A 16139-nucleotide genomic window follows, 5' to 3' on the forward strand; every position below is an offset into this window, starting at 1 on the left:
AGGGCAAGCGCGGCAAAAGTGTTAGCCAAAGAGCCGGGTGATATCGTTGAACAGGGCTATGGACATCATGACCAGCAGGACTGCAACGCCTCCACGCTGCAGCCGCTCCATCCATGCGTCCGACACGCCCCTGCCCGTGACACCCTCCCAAAGATAATACATCAGGTGCCCACCGTCCAAGACAGGCAGCGGCAGCAGGTTCAGCACCCCCAGGCTCACGCTGATCAGGGCCAGAAAAATGAGGTATTGCGTGAGCCCCATGCTGGCCGAGCGGCCTGCATAGTCAGCGATGGTCAAGGGCCCACTCAGGTTCTTGAGCGACGCCTCGCCGATCACCATGCGCCCCATCATGCGCAAGGTGAGCAACGACACGTCCCAGGTCTTCACCACGCCGCCCCACAGGCCATCGACCAAGCCGTAGTCCACCGTCACGAGCTCCGGCGCAGCCCCTACGTAGGCACCAATGCGCCCTACCGTGTTGCCAGGTTCGATCACGGCGTCGGGCAACACGTCCAGAGTGATCACCTGGCCGCCGCGCTGCACGCGCCAGGGCTGCGCCACCGGCTCATTGCCACGCACCGATTGCCGGATCAGCTCACGCAACTGCTGGCCGTCAACGACATCGGTCTGGCCCACCTTGAGCACCAGATCGCCGGAACGCAGGCCGGAACGATCGGCAGCACTTTGCGCCATGACCTCGCCCAGCACGGGACGGGTCCAGGGACCCAGGATGCCGACCTTGCGGAACAGCTGGGCGTCAGCCTCGCGGCTGTCGATGCGGGACATATCGAGAACCAACTCACGGTGGCCTGCACCCTGGGCAGATTGCACATCAAGGCGAACATTGAGCCCCTCGAGTGCACCACGGGTCAGCAGCCACCGCAGGTCTTCAAACGAACGCACCGGCTCCAGGTCTTCTGCCCCTAATGCGGCGCGCTCTACCAGTTCACCGCCCCGCAAGCCGGCACTTTGCGCCACCGAACCCGCGACCGGGCTTGCCAGAATGGCCCGGGGTTCTTCCACCCCGTTCCAGTTCACCACCGAATACAGCAGCACAGCCAGCAACAAATTGGCAATGGGTCCGGCGGCAACGATGGCTGCACGCGACCGCAGGGGCTGGGTGTTGAAGGCCAGGTGTCGCTCCTCTGCGGCGACAGGCGCTTCACGCTCGTCCAGCATGCGCACATAGCCCCCCAGGGGAAACGCACCGATCACGAACTCCGTAGGAGACCCCTGCGGCTGCCAGCGCAGCAACGGCTTGCCAAAGCCCACCGAAAACCGCAGCACCTTGACCCCACAGGCCACCGCCACGCGGTAGTGCCCATATTCGTGCACCGCAATCAACAGACCGAGGGCCACAATGAAGGCAGCGATGGTGAGCAGCATGGATGGAGAGTTCCTGAACGGGACGGCAATCAGGCAGCCAGACGGCCCGCCACATGTTCTGCCGCATGGCGGGCCTGGGTATCCAGATCCAGCAATGCAGCCAGCGAATCAGGCTTGGAGGGCGAAACGGCGTCCAAAGTTGCAAGGTTGACCGCGTGAATATGGTCAAAACGCAGCCGTCCGGACAAAAAGGCGCCCACAGCCACCTCGTTGGCCGCATTCAGCACGGCCGTTGTTCCCTCGGCCGCCTTCAGCGCCTGCCAGGACAGATGCAGGCCAGGAAAGCGAACGGCGTCCGCGTCTTCAAACGCGAGGGCGCTCAGGGTCGAGAAATCCAGCTTGCTGGCGCCGCTGGTGATGCGCTCGGGCCAGGACAGGCCGCAGGCAATCGGCACACGCATGTCAGGGGTCCCCAGCTGCGCCAGGATGGAGGCATCCTTGAACTGCACCATGGAGTGGATGATCTGCTGCGGGTGGATGACCACCTTGATCTGGTCTGGGTGCAGGTCAAACAGCCAGCGGGCCTCGATAACCTCCAGCGCCTTGTTCATCATCGTGGCCGAATCTACGGAAATCTTGCGCCCCATCGAGAAGTTGGGGTGCGCACAGGCCTGGTCAGGGGTGATCTGTGACAGCGTGGACGGGTCCCGCTGGCGGAACGGGCCGCCCGAAGCCGTGAGCAGGATGCTGTCCACACGGTCCGACCAGGTGGCAGGGTCTTCTGGCAGGCACTGAAAGATGGCCGAGTGTTCGCTGTCAATGGGCAGCAACGTGGCGCCACCGTCGCGCACGGCTTGCATGAACAACCCGCCGCCCACCACCAGGGCCTCCTTGTTGGCCAGCAGCAATCGCTTGCCTGCGCGGGCCGCAGCCAGACAGGGCGCAAGACCGGCCGCCCCCACGATGGCAGCCATCACGGCATCCACATCATCGTGTGACGCTATCATTTCAAGAGCGCCTTGCGCTTGAATGACTTGCGTTGGAAGGCCATTTACCTGCAATTTTTCAGCCAAGACAGCAGCGTGCGGGGCGCTGGCCATCACCGCATAACGCGGGCGAAACTGCGCGCACTGCGCCAGCAAAAGATCCACTTGCGTCGCCGCACTCAGGGCAAACACCTCGAAGCGCTCGGGGTGGCGCGCCACCACATCCAGCGTGCTGGTCCCGATGGAGCCGGTGGAACCGAGAACGGTGAGTCGTTGTTTCTTCATAGGGTTGTCAGGCTCGTGAGCATCATGGCCAGGGGCAGTGTGGGCAACAAGGCATCCACGCGGTCGAGCACGCCGCCGTGCCCAGGCAACAGGCCACTGCTGTCCTTGACTCCGGCGCTGCGCTTGATGAGCGACTCCACCAGGTCACCCGACACGCTCATGGCCACCATGAACAACGCCGCAATCACCAGCAACCACCAGCCCTGCTGCGCCATGCGGCTGTAAAAACTGGGCACCGACGCCTGCCAGTGGGCATCCGCCAATACCCAAACGAAGGCCATGACCATCACCCCTGCCAGACCGCCCCACACACCTTCCCAGCTCTTGCCGGGACTGATCGAGGGCGCCAGCTTGCCCTTGGTAAATCGCAACCCAAAAGCGCGCCCCGCAAAGTAGGCAAAGATGTCCGCCACCCACACCAGCAGCAGCACCGACAGCAAAAAGTTGATGCCCACATTGCGGGCCTGCACCACAGCCAGCCACGCGAGCCACAAGGCGAGCACGCCAGCCACCAGACGCACACCGGCTGGTATGCGGGGCCAGCCAGGCACTCCGGCCTTGAGCAGCCAGGCAGTCGCCAGGACCCACAGCCCGCCGCCCACCACCCAGAGGGCTGTCAACGGACGATCCACCCAGCCCAACACCCACGATCCGGCACACAAGGCCACACAGGCCACGCCCACGGCCACGGAGCCCGCCTGGCCAAAACCGCTCAGACGGCCCCACTCCCAGGCGCCGGCAGCCATCAGAACCAGCACAACCAGCGTGAACGGAACGGTGTTGGCATAGAAAAGCGCCGGCAGCAAAATGGCCAGCAGAACAAGGGCGGTGATGACGCGCTGTTGAAGCATGGGGGCTTTCAGAACCTGTTCAGGTTCTCAACCCGGCATCGGATCAGGATGCGCGGACAGAATCTGTTCAGAGGTTTTGCCAAAACGGCGCTCGCGGCGGCTGAAGGCGCCGATGGCTTCGTCCAGAGCGGACTCATCGAAATCGGGCCACAACCGGTCGCTGAAGAAGAACTCGGAGTATGCCGACTGCCAGAGCAAAAAGTTGCTGATCCGCATTTCGCCCCCGGTGCGGATCACCAAGTCGGGGTCTGGCACGTGGGCTAGGCCCATCGCGCTATGCAGACTGGCCTCCGTGATGGGCTCACCCCGCGCAGCCAGCGACGCAGCCGCCTGGGCGATGTCCCAACGGCCTCCGTAGTTGAAGCAGACGTTGAGCACCAGGCGTGTGTTGTCCGCCGTGGCCGCTTCGGCCTGACCCAGACCGTCTCGTACCTTGGGCGAAAGGCTGTCCCGCTCGCCCACAAAATGAAGACGCACACCGTCCTTCTTGAGCTGCGGCACCTCGCGCGCCAGGGCCATCGCCAGCAGTTCCATGAGGCCGGAGACCTCGTCGGCAGGGCGATTCCAATTTTCAGAAGAGAACGCAAAAACGGTGAGCACACGCACGCCGCGCTGCACGCAAGCGCGTGCGCAGCGGCGCAGTGAATCAACCCCTTGCTTATGGCCCGCCAGGCGCGGCAAAAAGCGGCGCGTGGCCCATCGGCCGTTGCCATCCATGACGATGGCAATGTGGTGTGGCACCACCGGAGATGCAGACATGGAAATGTTCAAGCCCTGGGGGCTCAAACCGCCATGATTTCCTGCTCTTTGGCGGCCACCAGCGCATCGATCTCGGCGATGTGCTTGTCGGTGAACTTTTGCACGTCGGTTTCGGCGCGCTTCTGATCATCTTCGGACGCGAGCTTGTCCTTGACCAGTTTCTTGACGGACTCGTTGGCATCGCGGCGCAGGTTGCGCACGGCGATCTTGGCGCTCTCGCCCTCGTTGCGAGCGAGCTTGGTCATTTCCTTGCGGCGCTCTTCGCTCATCGGGGGCATGGGCACGCGGATCAGGTCGCCCATAGAGGCCGGGTTCAAACCCAGGTCGCTTTCGCGGATGGCCTTTTCAATCTTGGCGCCCATGCCCTTTTCCCAGGGCTGCACGCTGATGGTGCGCGAGTCGATCAGTGCCACGTTGGCCACCTGGCTCAGAGGCACCATGGAGCCGTAGTACTCCACTTGCACCGTGTCGAGCAGTGCTGGGTTGGCACGGCCCGTGCGGATCTTCTGCAGGTTGTTCTTGAACGCTGTGATGGACTGATCCATCTTGGTTTCAGCGGTTTTCTTGATGTCGGCAATCGTCATGTTTTCTCCTGGGGCCGACCTGCATCCCGTGCAGGTCCATCCATCGTGATCAAGCGTAAACCAGCGTACCCTCGTCCTCGCCCATCACCACGCGCTTCAGGGCGCCATGCTTGATGATTGAGAACACCTTCACCGGCAGCTTCTGGTCGCGGCACAAGGCAAAAGCGGTCGCATCCATGATGCCCAGGTTGCGGGACATGGCCTCATCAAAACTCAGCTTGGTGTAGCGCGTGGCCGTAGGGTCCTTCTGGGGGTCGGCAGTATAAACGCCGTCCACCTTGGTGGCCTTGAGCACCAGCTCGGCCCCGATCTCCGCACCGCGCAACGCTGCGGCGGTGTCCGTGGTGAAAAAGGGATTGCCCGTGCCTGCGGCAAACACAACGACCTTGCCCTCTTCGAGGTATTGCAAGGCCTTGGGGCGCACATAGGGCTCAACCACCTGCTCGATGGCGATGGCGGACATCACGCGGGCCACCAGGCCCTGCTTGTCCATGGCATCGGCCAGGGCCAGGGCGTTCATCACAGTGGCCAGCATGCCCATGTAGTCGGCAGTGGCACGGTCCATACCGACCGAGCCCCCGGCGACGCCACGGAAGATATTGCCCCCACCGATCACCACGGCCACCTGGACACCCAGGCGGGTCACTTCGGCGATCTCCTCGACCATGCGCACGATGGTGGCGCGGTTGATACCGAAGGAGTCATCCCCCATCAGCGCCTCACCAGACAGCTTGAGCAAAATGCGCTTGTGGGCTGGTGCGGCGTGGGACATGGGAAATTTCTCCGGTAAGTGGTGCGAGGCTTGGGTGGGGTGGTTACTGCAGGGAACGATCAGGCAGCGGCCTTGGCGGCAGCCACCTGGGCAGCCACTTCAGCAGCGAAGTCGTCGACCTTCTTCTCAATGCCTTCGCCCACCACGTACAGGGTGAAGCCCTTCACGTTGGTGTTGGCGGCCTTGAGCATCTGGGCCACGGTTTGCTTGCCGTCGGCAGCCTTCACGAAGACCTGGTCGGCCAGCGAGACTTCCTTGAGGTACTTCTGCACAGCGCCGTCGATGCGCTTGGCCGTGATTTCGGCGCTTTGTGCGGGCTTGCCAGCGGCCACGAGTTCCTTGTTGGCTTCGTCGGCCTTGCCTTCAGCCACCGAGCGCTCTTTGGCGATCAGGTCGGCAGGCACGTCGGCGCTGGTCAGGGCCACGGGCTTCATGGCGGCCACGTGCATGGCGACGTCCTTGGCGGCGGTGGCGTCACCGTCGAACTCGACGACTACACCAATGCGCGAGCCATGCAGGTAGGCAGCCAGGTTGGAGCCGCTGAAGCGCTTGAAGCGGCGGAACGACATGTTCTCGCCGATCTTGCCGATCAGGCCCTTGCGCACATCTTCCAGCGTGGGGCCGAAGCTGTCTTGCTCGTAGGGCAGTGCACCCAGGGCTTCCACCGTGGCGGGGTTGTGCAGCGCCACCAGCTTGGCAGCGGCGTTGGCCATGGCGATGAAGCTGTCGTTCTTGGAAACGAAGTCGGTTTCGCTGTTGACTTCGACCAGAGCACCGGTGGTGCCGTCGATGTAGCTGGCGACCACGCCTTCCGCCGTGACGCGCGATGCGGCCTTGCCAGCCTTGGTGCCCAGCTTGACGCGCAGCAGCTCTTCCGCCTTGGCCATGTCGCCGTCGGCTTCGGTCAGTGCCTTCTTGCATTCCATCATGGGGGCATCGGTCTTGCCACGCAGTTCAGCCACCATGCTTGCGGTAATTGCAGCCATCTTTATTCCTTCAGTGTTCAGTTCAGTCAGTTCAAATTCGGGCTAAAAAAAAGGGGGCTCACCAGGGGCCCCGCTTTTGTTCGCGACGGATCGCGCAGCCGGGCTATCAGGCAGCGGCTTCTTGCACTTCCACGAATTCGTCGGTGCTCTCGCCAGCGGCGGCCTTCACGACTTCGTTCACGGCGTTGGCGCGGCCTTCGATGATCGCGTCAGCGATGCCACGGGCGTACAGCGTCACAGCCTTGGCCGAGTCGTCGTTACCGGGGATCACATAGTCGATGCCTTCGGGCGAATGGTTGGTATCCACCACACCGATCAGCGGAATGCCCAGCTTCTTGGCTTCGGCCACGGCGATCTTGTGGAAGCCCACGTCGATGATGAAGATGGCGTCGGGCAGAGCAGCCATGTCCTGGATGCCGCCGATGTCCTTTTCGAGCTTTTCGATTTCGCGGGAGAACGTCAGTTGCTCCTTCTTGCTCAGGTTTTCGAGGCCAGCTTCTTGCTGGGCCTTCATGTCCTTCAGGCGCTTGATCGAAGTCTTCACGGTCTTGAAGTTCGTCAGCATGCCGCCCAGCCAGCGCTGGTCCACGAAAGGCACGCCAGCGCGTTGCGCTTCGGTGGCCAGGATTTCACGGGCTTGGCGCTTCGTGCCGACCATCAGGATCGTGCCGCGGTTGGCAGCCAGTTGCTTGGCGAACTTTTGGGCTTCCTGGAACAGTGGCAGCGACTTTTCCAGGTTGATGATGTGAATCTTGTTGCGATGGCCGAAGATGTAGGGAGCCATCTTGGGGTTCCAGAAGCGGGTTTGGTGACCGAAGTGGACACCGGCTTCCAGCATTTCGCGCATGGTAACGGACATAAAAATACTCCAAAGGTTAGGTCTAAAATCAGCCCCAATATTTGCAGTGCCGTGATCCTCACGAACACCGCAACACCTTGACAGGGCTGCTTTGCGATTGGTCTTGCCGCAGCGGCCACGCGGGTTGTGCAAACTTTGCACCACTGCGCTACTGCTCCCAGCAAAACCCAAAGATTCTAGCACACCCATGCTCCCTGACCTGATCGCCACCCGTGAGCAACTGCGGGACGGCGCCACCACCGCGCCCGCCGAGCTGGAGCGCTGCATCGACGCCGCCCAGGCCACCCCCAACGCCCACAGCTTTGTCCGCACGCTGTTTGACGAAGCACGCACCACGGCGGTGCAGCCGGGTGTGGCCCAGTTGCCTCTGGCCGGACTGGCCGTGTCGGTGAAGGACTTGTTTGACATCGCCGGGCAACCTACCCCAGCGGGCTCCACTGCGCTGGCCGATGCTCCCGCAGCCGCCGAGGATTGCCCAGCCGTAGCCCGACTGCGCGCAGCGGGCGCCAGCCTGATCGGCCGCACCAACATGGTGGAGTTCGCTTTCTCTGGCGTGGGCGTCAATCCCCACTACGGTACGCCCGCTGCCTGGGACGCCCGTTTCGGCGCCCTGCCCGGCGCGCCGCGTGTGCCCGGCGGGTCTTCGTCCGGCGCCGGGGTCTCGGTGGCCACCGGCGCGGCGTTCATCGGGCTGGGGTCGGACACCGGTGGTTCCATCCGCATTCCCGCAGCGCTCAATGGCATTGTGGGTTTCAAGAACACGGCCCGGCTGGTGCCTACCGCAGGCGCCGTGCCGCTGTCCACCACCCTGGACACTGCCTGCGCCATGACGCGCACCGTGCGCGACGCCATCGTGGCGCACGAGGTGCTGGCCGCCCGGCGCGTGACGCGCAGCCTGGCGCCGCTGTCGCAATACCGGCTGGCCGTCCCATCCACCCTCCTCCTCGACGGGCTGGACGCCCCCGTGGCCCGCGCCTTTGAGCGCAGTGTGGAAACCTTGCGCCAGGCGGGTGCCCAGATCGACACCATCGCCCTGCCCGCTGTGCTGGAGCAGCCCGCCTACGGCTTCGCCGCCCCCGAAGCCTACGCGTGGCACCGCGCGCTGCTGCAGCGCGCAGGCGACCGCTACGACCCCCGGGTGCGCATGCGCATCGAAAAAGGCGCCACGCTGATGGCCTGGGAGTACATCGACCTGCTGCAGGCGCGCCAGCAATGGATTGCGCGCATGCTCGCTGACATGGAGCCCTACGACGCCCTGCTCTCCCCCACCGTGCCCATCGTGGCGCCACTGCTGGCCGATGTTGCCCCCGCAGATGGTGTGGACAAGGCCCAGGACGCAGCCCGCGATGCCGAGTTCTTCCGCGTGAACAACCTGCTGCTGCGCAACACCAGCGTGGTCAACCTGCTGGACGGCTGCGCGCTGTCCCTGCCCTGCCATGTGCAAGGGGAACTCCCGGTCGGGCTGATGGTCTGGCACGGGGCACTCCGGGATGACACGGTGCTCAACATCAGCCTGCAGATCGAGCAAACACTACAAAAATAATAGCTACCAGCGCATGATCCACTTGCGCTTGAAGCCAAAAACACCCAAATTCATGAAGATTGCCATAGTGGGCGCCGGCATTGTCGGCGTCACCACCGCGTACGAACTGGCCAGCGACGGCCACGAAGTCACGGTGTTTGAACAGCGCAGTGCGGCCGCCGAGGAGGCCAGCTTTGCCACTGCCGGGCTCCTGGCGCCCCACCTGCTCAGCCCCTGGGCGCTGCCGGGCTTCGGCCAGCCGCTGCGGCTGATGGGCGCACAGGCCACCCTGCGCGTGGCAGGCGGCCTGACCCGTGCCAACTGGTCCTGGCTGCGGCGTTGGCGCAGCACGGCGCGCAGCAACAGCGCCCCGGCCGCTGCTGTCGAGCGCCTGGCGCAATACAGCCAGGCGCGCCTGCAAGCCATCGCCAGCCAGCACGAGCTGGACTTTGAAGCCAGCGACGGCCGCCTGGTGCTGCTGCGCACCGAAGAAGACCGCGCCCGCCTGCAGCCCGCGCTGCAAGTGCTGCGCGACAGTGGCGTGGCCCTGCGCGAGATCGACGCCGATGCGGCGCGCCAGATCGAACCCGGCCTGTCGCCCGAGGCGCCGCTGGCGGGCGCCATCCACCTGCCCGATGCGCGCGCGGGCAACTGCCGCCTGTTCGCGCAGCTGCTGCGCCAGGGCATCCAGGGTGCGGGGGTGCAGTTTGTGTTCAACACCCGGGTGGACCGCGTCGGCACCAGCCCCACCGGCGTGGTGCTGCAGGGCGAAACAGACCTGCGCCGCTTTGATGCCGTGGTGCTGTGCGCGGGCATGGCATCGGCCACGCTGCTGCCCGCACTGGGCCTGGGCCTGCCCATGGCAGCCGTCTATGGCTACTCCGTGAGCGCCCCGCTGCGCGAATCCACCCACGCCCCGCGCGCCAGCGTGGTCGATGCGGGCCAGCAAATCTCCATCACCCGCCTGGGCCAGCGCGTGCGCATTGCCGGCGGCGCCGAACTGGCGGGGGCCGAGGCCGAGCACCACACCCCCACGTTGCAGCGTCTGTACCGCACGCTGAACGACTGGTTCCCCGGTGGCGCCCAGCTGTCATCCAACCTGCAGATCTGGCGCGGCGCGCGAACCATGCTGCCCGACGGTGCCCCGGTGGTGGGCGCCAGCGGCGTGCCGGGCCTGTGGCTCAACACCGGCCACGGCGCAGGGGGCTGGGCCCTGGCCTGCGGCAGTGCGCGGGCACTGGCCGACCTGATCGCGCAGCGCGAACCCGAGGTGCCGCTAGACGGGCTGGGCATGCGGCGGTTCTGACCCCACCTGGGATATTTTCAAAGCGGGAAGCGGCGGCGCACAATGGCAGGCGCCTGCCGTTTGCAGCGCCCCTGCCCTCGCCCCATGCACCGCATCGCCCCCCACCAGCCTCATCCCCTGTTCAACACAGCCGCCACACGCCGCCTGGAGAAAGCGGCGGCGGCCACCCTGCCCCCACACACCCTCATGCAACGTGCCGGCCTGGCCGTCGCACAACTGGCCCAGGCGTTGGCACCGCACGCACGCACCGTGTGGATTGCCTGCGGCCCCGGCAACAACGGTGGTGACGGGCTGGAGGCCGCGATGCACCTGCAACGCAGTGGCCGCAAAGTGGTCGTGACCTGGCTGGGCCAGCCCGATACGGCCCCGGCCGACGCCAAGGCATCGTGGCAGCGCGCGCGGGATGCAGGCGTGGCCTGGGCAGACACAGCACCCGACGACCTGGATGCCAACGACTTGTGCATCGATGCACTGCTGGGCATTGGCGTCTCGTCCTCACCCCACAGCCCTGCACGCGCACCCGATGCCCGACTCCAGGCCTGTCTGCAAGCTCTGCACCGCTGCTCGGCGCCCGTGCTGGCCGTGGACCTGCCCAGCGGGCTGGACGCAGACACAGGCCAGTTTGCTGCAGGCCTCGCGCCCGATACCGCACCCCACCCGCACTACCTCCTCCACCACCGCACGCCCCCGCCACGCCACACGCTGAGCCTGCTCACCCTCAAGCCCGGCCTTTTCACCGCCACCGGGCGGGACGCAGCAGGCCATGTCTGGCTGGACGACCTGGGCGTAGAACCCGGGCATGAGCCGCCCAACGCCTGGCTATCCGGCCCCGCCCTGCCCGCCCCCCGCGCCCATGCCAGCCACAAGGGCAGCTATGGCGATGTCGCCGTGGTGGGTGGCGAGGGTTTGGCAGCACGCGGCATGGGCATGGCGGGCGCCGCCTTGCTGGCCGCATCGGCTGCCCTGCACAGCGGTGCGGGCCGGGTGCTGGTGGCGCTGCTGGACGACGGGCATCTGCAACTGGACCCGCAGCAGCCTGAACTGATGCTGCGCCGCTTTGACGCGCTGGCGCTGGAGCAGCTCACCGTGGTCTGCGGCTGTGGCGGCGGCCAGGCCATCGCACACGTGCTGCCCGAAGTCATCACCCGCGCAACGCGCCTGGTGCTGGACGCCGACGCACTCAACACCATCGCCACCCAGGCCGCATTGCATGCGCTGGTGGTGGCGCGTGGGCAGCACGGGCAGCCCACGGTCATCACCCCCCACCCACTGGAGGCAGCGCGCCTGCTGGGCCTGACCACCGCCGAGGTCCAGGCCAACCGGCTGGATGCGGCGCAACAACTTGCAGACCAATTCAACTGCGTGGCCGTGCTCAAGGGTTCGGGCACCGTGATTGCCGCGCCCGACCGCGTCCCCGCCATCAACCCTACGGGCAACGCGCGGCTGGCCACGGCGGGCACGGGCGATGTGCTGGCGGGCATGGTGGGCGCGCACCTGGCCGCTGGCGCCAGCGCATTGCGTGCAGCGAGCGAAGCGGTGTACCAGCACGGACAGGCTGCAGATGTGTGGCCCGCAGGCCTGGCCCTTACCGCCAGCGCACTGGCGCGGCGCGTGGGCGGGTGACAGGGGTCAATCCAACAGCGTGACCTGCTTGAGCGGCTTGAGCACGCTCGACGGTGTCATGCCAAAGGTCTGGCGGAACATGCGGCTGAAATGCGCCGAGTCCACAAAGTCGCCGTGCAGCGCCGCATCCGTCAGGCGCGGGCTGACCGCCAGCCCGGCCATGGCCAGCCGCACTTGCGACCATACGCGGTAGCTGCGCAGGCTCACACCCATTTCGGCGCGGAACAAATGGTTGAAGCGCGAGGCCGACAGCTGTGCCTCGGACGCGAGCCCCGCCCGCGCCAGGCGCCCCTGCTCGTGCTGCGGGCGGCGCAGGGCATGCAGGCTACGGGCCACGCGCAGGTCCAGCGGGGGCGCCGCCTGCAGCAGGTGGCGGTGCAGCAGGGCCGGCAGATCGAAGGTGCGCAAATGGCCTTCCATGGCCGCACGCGCCCCCACCGGCGCCGCCACATCCAACAACACGCCACCCTGCTGCAGGAACACACTGCGCAGGCTGCGCGCCTCCGGCGAGTCGGGCTCCAGGTACACCAGCGCCACCACTTCACCGCCGGGGTCGAACAGATGCTCCACCCCGGCATCCACCAGCGCGCTGTGGCAGGTCTCCACCAGCCCCGCCCCCAGTGCAGCGCAAACCGGCCCGAGAGCCCCATCAGCAGCACGGGCGACGCATGGCAGTGCCAGCCCGTGGCCGGGATCTCGCCCACGTACAGCGCGCGGTCAATGCCCAGCGTCAGGGTGTTCGTGCGCTGCGGCATAGCCCAAACCTACAAGCCTTGCGGCACGGTTGTCGGTAGCCTTGCCCGGCGCCGGCGCGCCCTCGCAGCGCCACGCATCCCATCGTTCTTTTGGAGACTGGTTCTTGAAACGCATTGCCTTCTATTCTGTTGCCGCCACTCTGGCCCTGGGCTGGGTAGGCCTCTACTACGGCGCCCCTTCGCTGCTGAAGGAGCCCCTGCTCCACCTCAATCGCAGCCTCTCGGGCATGGAAGAAAAAACCACCACCGCCGCGCTGCACACCATCCACTACCTGGACAGCGGTGCACCACCCCAACCGGCACCCGACAACCCGGGCGCCACGCCCCTGGTACTGCTGCACGGCATTTTTGCGGAGAAGGACCATTGGGTGGATTTTGCGCGCCCCCTCACTGGCCAATACCGGGTGATTGCCCCAGACTTCCCCGGCTTTGGCGAGAGCACCCGGCTGGAAGACCAGCCTTATGACTACGCCGCGCATACCCAACGCCTGGGCGCACTGCTGGACGCGCTGGGCATTGAGAAGGCCCACCTCGCAGGCAACTCCATGGGCGGCACCATTGCCGCGCTGTTTGCACTGCAGCACCCCGAGCGCGTGGCCAGCGTGGCTTTCATCGGCGCGCCCCATGGCATCCGCTCACCACAGCCCAGCACGATGGACCGGCTCATCGATGCCGGGCAGCGCCCGCTGGTGGCCCACGACGCCGCAGCCTTCCGCGCCATGATGGACCTGGTGTTTGAAAAACGCCCGTTCCTGCCGTATCCCATCCTGCACGCCACGGAACAGGCAGCACTGCGCAATGCCCAGTCCAACGCCCGCCTGTGGGATGCGCAGCTCAAAGACCGCTACCTGCTGGAGCAGCGGCTGGGCAGCCTGCAAAAGCACCCCGTGCTCGTGCTGTGGGGCGATAAAGACCGCGTGTTTGACCGTTCGGGCCTTCAGCCTTTGCAAAAGCTGTTGCCCCAAGCGCAACTGGAGGCCCTGCCCGGCATCGGCCATCTGCCCATGATGGAAGCGCCCGCCGACACGGCGCACAGATATGCACGCTTTCTGGACCAAGCGAGGCCCATTCATTAACAAAAATAGCTGCTAGCGCCTGTTGAATAAGCGCTAGCAGCTATCAATTAAGTAGCAATTTGCGATCTGAACTGGAAGGCCTCAGGCCCACCAGCACAGCCCCGTCAGCCCCGGCGTGGCTTGCGCGCCTTGCCCTTGCTGGACTTGCCCGCCACCGCCTTCTTGACCGACGCCTTCAGCGACTGCATGGGCGAACGCGCCGCGCGCTCGCGGGTCAGGCCCGCCTTTTCGGTGGCTGACATCGCAGCACCCTTGTCTGCTTTGCGGCCACCCGCACGGCCACCGGCCTTGCGCGCACCGCCACCCGCCCCGTCAGCGCCCACACCCTTGTCCTTGAGCGCACGGCCCAGCAGCTCTTCGCCTTCGCGCACCAGGCGGAAGTCGATCTTGCGGCCATCCAGGTCCACACGGCTCACCTGCACCCGCACGCGGGCACCGATGGCATAGCGGATGCCGGTGCGCTCGCCACGCAGCTCCTGGCGCGCCTCGTCGAACTTGAAGTACTCGCCGCCCAACTCGGTGATGTGCACCAGGCCTTCGACGTACATCGCGTCCAGCGTCACGAAGATGCCGAAGCTGGTCGCGGCACTGACCACGCCGCTGTATTCCTCACCCAGGTGCTCGCGCATGTACTTGCACTTGAGCCAGGCTTCCACGTCGCGGCTGGCCTCGTCGGCGCGGCGCTCGTTGGCGCTGCAGTGCAGGCCTGCGGCCTCCCAGGCCTGCGTATCGCGGCTCGGGGGCTTCACATCCTTGCGCGGCTCGGTGCCTGGTGCGGCCACACGCGCAGCCAGGCGCTTGGCCAGCTTGGCATGTGCCTCGCCCGGTGTGGGCAGTGCGGGCAGCTTGTACTGCGTCTTGTTCAGGATGGCCTTGATGACCCGGTGCACCAGCAGGTCGGGGTAGCGACGGATGGGGCTGGTGAAGTGGGTGTAGGCATCAAAGGCCAGCCCGAAGTGGCCGCTGTTGATGGGCGTGTAGATGGCCTGCTGCATGGAGCGCAGCAGCATGGTGTGGATCTGCTGCGCGTCGGGCCGCTCCTTGGTCGCCTCGGCAATCGCCTGGAAGTCACCCGGCTTGGGGTCGTCGCCAATCGTCATGCCCACAGCCATGGCCTTGAGGTAGTTGCGCAGGATCTCCTGCTTCTCGGGCGTGGGGCCTTCGTGCACGCGGAACAGGCCGGGCTGGCCGCCCTGGGCGATGAAGTCGGCGCTGCACACGTTGGCCGCCAGCATGGCTTCTTCGATGAGCTTGTGCGCATCGTTGCGGGTGCGGGGAACGATCTTCTCGATGCGGCCGTTTTCGTCGCAGACGATCTGTGTCTCGGTGGTTTCGAAGTCCACCGCGCCGCGCGCCTGGCGTGCCACCAGCAACGCGCGGTACACATCGTGCAGGTTGAGCAGATCCTTGACCCGGTCCTTGCGTTTGCTGGCCTCGGGGCCGCGCGTATTGGCCAGGATCGCGGCCACCTCGGTGTAGGTGAAGCGCGCGTGGCTGAACATCACGGCCGGGTAGAACTGGTAGGCGTGCACCTCGCCCTTGGCCGTGACCAACATGTCGCAGACCATGCACAGGCGCTCCACCTCGGGGTTGAGCGAACACAGGCCGTTGGACAACTTCTCGGGCAACATGGGGATCACGCGGCGCGGGAAGTAGACGCTGGTAGCGCGGTCGTAGGCGTCGATGTCGATGGCGCTGCCGGTCTCCACGTAGTGGCTCACGTCGGCAATGGCCACCAGCAGGCGCCAGCCCTTGCTGCGGCCGACCTTGGCGGGCTCGCAGTACACGGCATCGTCGAAGTCGCGCGCGTCTTCGCCGTCGATGGTGACCAGGGGCACGTCGGTCAGGTCTACGCGGCGTTTCTTGTCCTGCGCACGCACCTTGTCGGGCAGGGCTTTGGCCTGGGCCAAGCATTCCTCTGAGAATTCGTGTGGCACGCCGTACTTGCGCACGGCAATCTCGATCTCCATGCCCGGGTCGTCGACTTCACCCAGCACCTCGGTGATGCGGCCCACAGGCTGGCCAAACAGCGCGGGCGGCTCGGTCAGCTCGACCACCACGACCTGTCCCGGCTTGGCGGCGCCGGTGGCCCCCTTGGGGATCAGCACATCCTGGCCGTAGCGCTTGTCCTCCGGCGCCACCAGCCAGACACCGCTTTCCTGCAGCAGGCGGCCGATGATGGGCTGTGGCGGGCGCTCGATGATTTCCACAACGCGGCCTTCGGGCCGGCCACGGCGGTCCTGGCGCACGATGCGCACACGCACGCGGTCCTTGTGCAGGACGGCGCGCATTTCATTCGGGGGAATATAGATATCGCCTTCGCCATCGTCGCGGATGACGAAACCGTGTCCATCACGGTGCCCTTGCACGCTGCCTTCGATCTCTTGCGACAAATGTGGAGCGGGCTGCGTGCCGGGGGTGGATTTTTTGTTATACAATCTTAGTCTTT

The 16139-nt window shown here is 65.6% G+C and carries 14 protein-coding genes; 4 read left to right on the top strand and 10 right to left on the bottom strand.

The features are described 5' to 3' along the window. Nucleotides 1–21: 21 nt before the first annotated feature. From rseP to rpsB, 8 genes are all read right to left on the bottom strand, one after another. Nucleotides 22–1386 (bottom strand): RIP metalloprotease RseP, encoded by a 1365-nt coding sequence (gene rseP, locus ACT531_RS14575; protein WP_476017864.1) that lies wholly within the window; start codon nucleotides 1384–1386, stop codon nucleotides 22–24. 29 nt (nucleotides 1387–1415) lie between these two features. Then, on the bottom strand, nucleotides 1416–2597 hold the full coding sequence (gene ispC, locus ACT531_RS14580) for a 1-deoxy-D-xylulose-5-phosphate reductoisomerase (RefSeq protein ID WP_476017865.1): 1182 nt from the start codon (nucleotides 2595–2597) through the stop codon (nucleotides 1416–1418). Further along, nucleotides 2594–3448 (bottom strand): phosphatidate cytidylyltransferase, encoded by an 855-nt coding sequence (locus tag ACT531_RS14585; protein ID WP_476017866.1) that lies wholly within the window; start codon nucleotides 3446–3448, stop codon nucleotides 2594–2596. The genes ispC and ACT531_RS14585 overlap by 4 nt, the downstream gene beginning before the upstream one ends. Nucleotides 3449–3475: 27 nt before the next feature. Beyond that, complete coding sequence (gene uppS, locus ACT531_RS14590; RefSeq protein ID WP_476017867.1) at nucleotides 3476–4207, bottom strand: polyprenyl diphosphate synthase; 732 nt, start codon at nucleotides 4205–4207, stop codon at nucleotides 3476–3478. 23 nt (nucleotides 4208–4230) lie between these two features. Next, nucleotides 4231–4791 (bottom strand): ribosome recycling factor, encoded by a 561-nt coding sequence (gene frr / locus ACT531_RS14595; RefSeq protein WP_015013554.1) that lies wholly within the window; start codon nucleotides 4789–4791, stop codon nucleotides 4231–4233. Between the two features lie 49 nt (nucleotides 4792–4840). After that, nucleotides 4841–5563 (bottom strand): UMP kinase, encoded by a 723-nt coding sequence (gene pyrH / locus ACT531_RS14600; protein ID WP_015013553.1) that lies wholly within the window; start codon nucleotides 5561–5563, stop codon nucleotides 4841–4843. Nucleotides 5564–5622: 59 nt separating this feature from the next. Beyond that, nucleotides 5623–6549 carry a translation elongation factor Ts gene (gene tsf / locus ACT531_RS14605; RefSeq protein WP_015013552.1) on the bottom strand — a complete coding sequence of 309 codons (927 nt, stop codon included), beginning with the start codon at nucleotides 6547–6549 and terminating at the stop codon, nucleotides 5623–5625. 106 nt (nucleotides 6550–6655) lie between these two features. Further along, a complete protein-coding gene (rpsB, locus tag ACT531_RS14610; protein ID WP_015013551.1) occupies nucleotides 6656–7408 on the bottom strand; it encodes a 30S ribosomal protein S2 in 753 nt (250 codons plus the stop codon). Nucleotides 7409–7595: 187 nt separating this feature from the next. On the opposite strand from rpsB, the gene ACT531_RS14615 reads away from it, so the two are divergent. The 3 genes from ACT531_RS14615 (at nucleotide 7596) to ACT531_RS14625 (ending at nucleotide 11859) form a co-directional block, all read left to right on the top strand. Beyond that, nucleotides 7596–8951 (top strand): amidase, encoded by a 1356-nt coding sequence (locus tag ACT531_RS14615; protein WP_476017868.1) that lies wholly within the window; start codon nucleotides 7596–7598, stop codon nucleotides 8949–8951. Between the two features lie 52 nt (nucleotides 8952–9003). Beyond that, nucleotides 9004–10236, top strand: coding sequence for an FAD-dependent oxidoreductase (locus tag ACT531_RS14620; protein ID WP_476017869.1), 1233 nt, complete (start codon nucleotides 9004–9006; stop codon nucleotides 10234–10236). A gap of 84 nt (nucleotides 10237–10320) precedes the next feature. Further along, entirely contained in the window at nucleotides 10321–11859 is a 1539-nt protein-coding gene (locus ACT531_RS14625) for an NAD(P)H-hydrate dehydratase (protein WP_476017870.1), read from the top strand. A gap of 6 nt (nucleotides 11860–11865) precedes the next feature. Here the strand turns inward: ACT531_RS14625 and ACT531_RS14630 are convergent, their stop codons facing one another. Then, nucleotides 11866–12465, bottom strand: a complete 600-nt coding sequence (locus tag ACT531_RS14630) for a helix-turn-helix transcriptional regulator (protein ID WP_476017871.1) — start codon at nucleotides 12463–12465, stop codon at nucleotides 11866–11868. A 253-nt stretch (nucleotides 12466–12718) separates the two neighbouring features. Here ACT531_RS14630 and ACT531_RS14635 point away from each other — a divergent pair, with 253 nt between their 5' ends. Continuing rightward, a complete protein-coding gene (locus tag ACT531_RS14635; protein WP_309823358.1) occupies nucleotides 12719–13690 on the top strand; it encodes an alpha/beta fold hydrolase in 972 nt (323 codons plus the stop codon). 104 nt (nucleotides 13691–13794) lie between these two features. Here the strand turns inward: ACT531_RS14635 and rnr are convergent, their stop codons facing one another. Beyond that, on the bottom strand, nucleotides 13795–16128 hold the full coding sequence (gene rnr, locus ACT531_RS14640) for a ribonuclease R (protein ID WP_476017872.1): 2334 nt from the start codon (nucleotides 16126–16128) through the stop codon (nucleotides 13795–13797). Nucleotides 16129–16139 lie beyond the last annotated feature (11 nt).

The organism is Acidovorax sp. DMC1, from assembly GCF_056314325.1.

What these genes read in the sequence shown, in the direction of transcription:
- pyrH (WP_015013553.1), bottom strand. Translation starts at nt 5,563, where the DNA reads ATGTCCCACGCCGCACCAGCCCACAAGCGCATTTTGCTCAAGCTGTCT.
- ACT531_RS14625 (WP_476017870.1), top strand. Translation starts at nt 10,321, where the DNA reads ATGCACCGCATCGCCCCCCACCAGCCTCATCCCCTGTTCAACACAGCC.
- uppS (WP_476017867.1), bottom strand. Translation starts at nt 4,207, where the DNA reads ATGTCTGCATCTCCGGTGGTGCCACACCACATTGCCATCGTCATGGAT.
- ACT531_RS14585 (WP_476017866.1), bottom strand. Translation starts at nt 3,448, where the DNA reads ATGCTTCAACAGCGCGTCATCACCGCCCTTGTTCTGCTGGCCATTTTG.
- ACT531_RS14620 (WP_476017869.1), top strand. Translation starts at nt 9,004, where the DNA reads ATGAAGATTGCCATAGTGGGCGCCGGCATTGTCGGCGTCACCACCGCG.
- ACT531_RS14615 (WP_476017868.1), top strand. Translation starts at nt 7,596, where the DNA reads ATGCTCCCTGACCTGATCGCCACCCGTGAGCAACTGCGGGACGGCGCC.
- tsf (WP_015013552.1), bottom strand. Translation starts at nt 6,549, where the DNA reads ATGGCTGCAATTACCGCAAGCATGGTGGCTGAACTGCGTGGCAAGACC.
- rseP (WP_476017864.1), bottom strand. Translation starts at nt 1,386, where the DNA reads ATGCTGCTCACCATCGCTGCCTTCATTGTGGCCCTCGGTCTGTTGATT.
- rpsB (WP_015013551.1), bottom strand. Translation starts at nt 7,408, where the DNA reads ATGTCCGTTACCATGCGCGAAATGCTGGAAGCCGGTGTCCACTTCGGT.
- ispC (WP_476017865.1), bottom strand. Translation starts at nt 2,597, where the DNA reads ATGAAGAAACAACGACTCACCGTTCTCGGTTCCACCGGCTCCATCGGG.
- frr (WP_015013554.1), bottom strand. Translation starts at nt 4,791, where the DNA reads ATGACGATTGCCGACATCAAGAAAACCGCTGAAACCAAGATGGATCAG.